Source organism: Roseateles sp. (assembly GCF_031397715.1).
In the GTDB taxonomy this organism is placed as follows: domain Bacteria; phylum Pseudomonadota; class Gammaproteobacteria; order Burkholderiales; family Burkholderiaceae_C; genus Paucibacter_A.
The window spans coordinates 1-5,233 of sequence record NZ_JANNMI010000362.1; the positions used below are offsets into that span (position 1 = coordinate 1).

3 protein-coding genes are annotated in these 5,233 nt (G+C 61.9%); 1 reads left to right on the forward strand and 2 read right to left on the reverse strand.

What is annotated here, in order from left to right:
* On the reverse strand, positions 1-924 hold a 924-nt coding region (locus RMO57_RS15795; protein ID WP_310388219.1), incomplete at its 3' end, for an alanine--tRNA ligase-related protein.
* A gap of 148 nt (positions 925-1,072) precedes the next feature.
* On the opposite strand from RMO57_RS15795, the gene RMO57_RS15800 reads away from it, so the two are divergent.
* A complete protein-coding gene (locus RMO57_RS15800; RefSeq protein ID WP_310388220.1) occupies positions 1,073-2,563 on the forward strand; it encodes an NAD-dependent succinate-semialdehyde dehydrogenase in 1,491 nt (496 codons plus the stop codon).
* 237 nt (positions 2,564-2,800) lie between these two features.
* On the opposite strand, the gene RMO57_RS15805 is transcribed toward RMO57_RS15800, so the two are convergent.
* Positions 2,801-5,233: TonB-dependent receptor domain-containing protein (locus RMO57_RS15805; RefSeq protein ID WP_310388222.1), on the reverse strand; the 2,433-nt coding region annotated here is incomplete at its 5' end.

Below are 5,233 nucleotides of genomic sequence, written 5' to 3' on the forward strand. Positions count from 1 at the left end.
CGCCATCAGCGCGTGGCCGACGCAGAAGGCCATGAAGCCGACGGGGAGCACGAAGCTCCAGAGGCGACCCGGGCCCAGCTCACGCGGCAGCATCATGCCGCCCTCGGGGAACGGGCCCCAGCCGGCGGCCGTCTTTGCCGCATCCAGCAGAGCGACAAAGATGTCGATCGAGTAATTGGAATGCACATGCTGCAACACCGCCGCCAGCCGCTCCAGGCCCATGCCGGTGTCGACCGAAGGCTTGGGCAGTTTGTGCATCACACCGTCTTCGGTGCGGTTGAACTGCATGAAGACGTTGTTCCAGATCTCGATATAGCGGTCGCCGTTCTCGTCCGGGCTGCCTGGCGGGCCGCCGGCCACTTCGGGGCCGTGGTCGAAGAAGATTTCGGTGCAAGGGCCGCAGGGTCCCGTGTCGCCCATCATCCAGAAGTTGTCGCTCAGGTAGCGGCCGCCCTTGTTGTCGCCAATGCGCACGATGCGCTCTGCGGGGATGCCGACCTTTTTGTTCCAAATCTCGTAGGCCTCGTCGTCCTCGGCGTAGACCGTCACCCAGAGCTTTTCGGCCGGCAGATGGAAGTGCTCGGTCAGCAGCTCCCAGGCGTAGGCAATCGCGTCTTCTTTGAAATAGTCGCCGAAGCTGAAGTTGCCCAGCATCTCGAAGAAGGTGTGGTGGCGGGCGGTGTAGCCGACGTTGTCGAGGTCGTTGTGCTTGCCGCCGGCGCGAATGCATTTTTGGCTGGTGGTGGCGCGGCTGTAGGCGCGCTTATCGAAGCCGAGAAAGACGTCCTTGAACTGGTTCATGCCGGCGTTGGTGAACAGCAGCGTCGGGTCATCGCCGGGCACAACCGGGCTGGACGCGACGATCTGGTGGCCCTTGCTCTCGAAGAACTTCAGAAAGGTCTGGCGGATTTCGGCTGCTTTCATTCCCGGGGCTTTCTGCTGTAACTGCACTTGTCAGTGCAGTAAATGCTTGATTTTTGGAGCTTTTGATTATAAGGGCGGGGGTGGCTCCGCTGAGACAGCGCGCCCTGGAAGAGCGGTTAGAGTGCGAACTCAAGTTGGAGATGATGAGATGACAAGCAACACGACTTCACCGCTGGCCAACCTGGATGACGCCATCCTTTTGCGTACGCAGGCGCTGATCAATGGCGAATGGGTGGCCGGCAGCGGGCAGTTCGCCGTCACCGACCCGGCCACCGGTGCCTTGCTGGCCGAGGTGGCCAACCTCGGTACGGCCGAAGCCGAAGCCGCGATCGCTGCCGCCCATAACGCGCTCGGCCCCTGGCGTGCCAAGACCGCCAAAGAGCGCGCATCCATCCTGATGCGCTGGCAGCAATTGCTGATCAAGCATGCCGATGACTTGGCCCGCATCATGACGGCCGAGCAGGGCAAGCCCTTGGCCGAGGCGCGCGGCGAGGTGGTCTACGGCGCCAGCTTCATCGAGTGGTTTGCCGAGGAAGGCAAACGCATCTACGGCGAAACCATCCCGACCACCGACAACAACAAGCGCTATCTGGTCATCAAGCAGGCGATGGGCGTTTGCGCGGCCATCACGCCCTGGAACTTCCCCGTCGCGATGATCACCCGCAAGGTCGCACCCGCCTTGGCCGCCGGTTGCACGGTAGTGATCAAGCCGGCCGAGGCGACGCCGTTGTCGGCATTGGCCGTGGCCGAGTTGGCGCAGCGCGCCGGCATGCCGGCAGGTGTTCTGAATGTGTTGACGGCCGACGCCGACAATTCGGTCGCCATCGGCCATGTGCTGTGCGACAGCCCGGTGGTGCGGCACCTGTCCTTCACCGGCTCGACCGAAGTCGGACGCATCCTGGCCCGCCAATGCGCGAACACGGTCAAAAAACTGTCACTGGAGTTGGGCGGTAACGCGCCCTTCATCGTGTTTGACGACGCCGACCTGGACAGCGCCGTCGAGGGCGCCATCGCCAGCAAATACCGCAATGCCGGCCAGACCTGTGTCTGCGCCAATCGCTTTTATGTGCAGGCGGGGGTTTACGACGCCTTCATCGAAAAGCTGGCGGCAAAAGTCGGCGCTTTGAAGTTGGGCAATGGCTTCGAGCCGGGCGTCAACGTCGGGCCGCTGATCGACGCGGTGGCCGTCGCCAAGGTCGAATCGCATGTGGCGGACGCGCTGGCGCTGGGCGCACGCTTGGTGATGGGCGGTCGGCGCTCGGTCATTCACGGTGTGCAGTTCTTCGAGCCGACCTTGCTGGCCGACGTGACGCCGGCCATGTTGTGCTCGCGTGAAGAGACCTTCGGGCCGGTCGCACCCGTGTTCAAGTTCACCACCGAGGCGGAGGTGGTGGCCCTGGCCAATGACACCGAGTTCGGCCTGGCCAGCTACTTTTACAGCCGCGACATCGGCCGGGTCTTTCGCGTTGGCGAGGCGCTGGAGTACGGCATGGTCGGCATCAACACCGGCCTGATTGCCACGGCCGAGGTGCCGTTTGGCGGCGTCAAGCAAAGTGGCCTGGGGCGCGAGGGCGCGCACCAGGGGGTGGATGACTATGTGGAGATCAAGTATTTGTGCTTGGGGGATATCAACAAGTGATGCCTCGATAGCCGTCGAACGAAATAGAGGCCCCTCGCGGGGCCTCTTTCTTTGCTGCCAGCCACCGGGTCGGTGGCTTGAAGGGAGTTCCAGGTTCAGCCCAGCCGCTTGTATCGCGTCTGGGCCTTCGGTAGCCACAAGTACCTCCCGGTACTTGTGCGCGACCTCAGCCCAATCGCTTGTATCGCGCTTGGGCCTTCGCTAGCCACAAATGCCTTCCGGCATTTGTGCGCGACCTCAGAACTCGTAACGCACTGTGACTTGCATCGCCCATTGCGACTCGCCCTTGTTCTGCCGGGTCGTCAGGGTGAAAGGGTCGTTGACCGAATAGACCATCTTGCCGTTCTCGATACCGGCATAGTTGACGAACTTGCGTACCTGTCCGCCGGTGCCGTCGGAGAAGCCGATCTCGTCGATACGGCCCCAGCTCTTGTTGAGCAGGTTGGCAAAGTTGAAGATATCCAGCGACACCACGCCCTTGTGATTGCCGAAAAAGCCGGGGATTTCCTGACTGATACGGGTATCGAAGCTGTTGGCGAACTTCGAACGCGCGGTATTGCGCCCGACGACTCCGCCCTTGCTGTTGCTCAGCGAAGATTCGCTGTCGACGATGGACCAGAATTTAGCCTCCGCTGCGGCGCCGGAGTTGGCCACGGTGTTGGCCGGCTGACCGGTCACGTTCGGCAGCTTGAACAGCACTTCGCCGGAACCGACACCCTTCGGGATGTAAAGCAGATCGTTGCCGGACACGCCGTCACCGTTCATGTCGTTGTTGAAGGTCCAGCTGTAGGGTTTGCCGTCACGACCTTCATAGAACACGCCGACGCTGGTTTTGTATTGGCCGATAAAGGCCTTGGACCAGTTCAGGTTCGCGCTGACGCGGTTGCGGATGCGATAGACCGAGTTGGCGTCAACCACCTCATTTGAGTTGAAGACCGGGCGGTTGGCCCATTGCGAAAAGGCCGTAGACGATGTCAGCGGGCTGACTTCGGTGGCGTTGGTGCGGGTGTAAGCCACGCCCCAGCCGAGGCCGTCGCGCGTCGGCTTGTTCAGCGACAGGGTCACCGTGTTGCCATGGCCTTCATCGGTGGCCTCGACGACCGTGACGTCGTTGAAGGCGTTGTTGCGGTTGCTGCGCACGCTAGCACCGGCGCAAGTCTGGCCGGTGATGGCGCCCGGTGTTGCGCCGCCCGCGCCCCAGCACGAGGTGCTCTGACCTGCGGCGTTCCAGAAGATCTGGCGGCCATCGGGGCTGGTGCCCGTCGGCGCGCCAAGGTTCAGGTGCTTGTAAGCCAGGCCCTGCTTGACCTGGGTGTGCAGCCATTCGGCGCCGGCCACCAGACCGTACCAGGGCAACTCTGCGTCATAGGCCAAGTTCATTTTCCAAACCGAGGGCTGGCTGACCCCCGGTGCCAAGAAGTCGACGTTCTGACGAGCCGAGTTTTTCAGACTCGGTTGGTTGGTCGGGTCAGGGTTGTAAACAACTTTATTTGCCGGCAATGAACATGCAGTCGACCCTGTCAATGTGCATTCATAGTCGTTCAGGACCATGCCGGTGTTTTGGAAGGGGTTGGCGTACCAGACGCTGGCCGCGGCACCCTGGAAAAGGCCGACGCCGCCGCGCACTTGCGACTTGCGCTTGTCGGCCCTGTCGAAGGCGTAGTTGAAGCCGAAGCGTGGCTGAATCAGCTTCTCGCCGTCGACCGTGTGCGTGTTGTCATAGCCGAAGGCGGCGCTGGCGGTGGGGTTGGCAATCGGGCGGTCACTGGTGCTGATCGAGTCGATGCGCAGGCCTGCCATCAGCGACAGCTGCTTGTTGACGGTCCAAGTGTCCTGAACGAACAAGCCCAAATTGTCGAAGGTCATGTCCGCCGCTGCGTCATTCAGTGTGCGGCCGACCTGCGGCTGCTGGATGCGGTAGGCGCTGGCAGCGCCGGCTGCCCACAGCGCGACTGGATCGGCGCCCTGGAAGGTGTACTGGCCCTTGGCGCGGCGTACGAAAGCGTTATAGATCGCGTTGGATTCAAAGTCGACGCCAGCCTTGATCTCGTGGTCGTTCAGCAGCAAGTTGCCTGCAAAGTAGGCGTTCGTTGTCTCGGTCTGCAGGTTGTTGAAGTGGCGTGTTTCCTCGGTTCCGAACCGTAATGTGCGGTTGCCCGTCGCGGTGCCGGCCGGTGCTGTGCCGGTGAAGACCAGCGCCACTTCTGGCATGTTGGAATTATTCTCTGGCGCACTCGCGAAGTCGCGCTTGGACAGCTTCAGCTCGGTCGAGAAGACATTGCTCCAGTCGGCAAACCACTGGCCGACGACCGACTCGACTGTCTTGCCGGTCGTGTACCAGCGCGAATCCAGCGACAGCGTGTTCGACGAAAATCCCGGCGCGATCGGCTGCGATTGGTCGGTCTTTGTGTAGCGGAAATTGGCGCGGTGGTTCTCGTTGATGTTCCAGTCCAGCTTGAGCAAGGTGTCCTTGACGAGCAGGGTGTCGGCCGATGGGATGCCGCCGATATCGATGCCGTAGGTGTTCTTCGCAACGTCCTGGGCTGCCTTGATCTGCTCGGGCGTGATGCCGACATTGGTCTGGCTGCTGCCGATTGGGCCGAACTGCGGCACGTCGCGGTTGCTGCTCAGCTCCTCATAGCTGGCAAAGAAGAACAGCTTGTCCTTGAT

Excerpts from the sequence above, each read along its gene's own strand:
- RMO57_RS15800 (WP_310388220.1), top strand. The coding sequence starts at position 1,073 with ATGACAAGCAACACGACTTCACCGCTGGCCAACCTGGATGACGCCATC.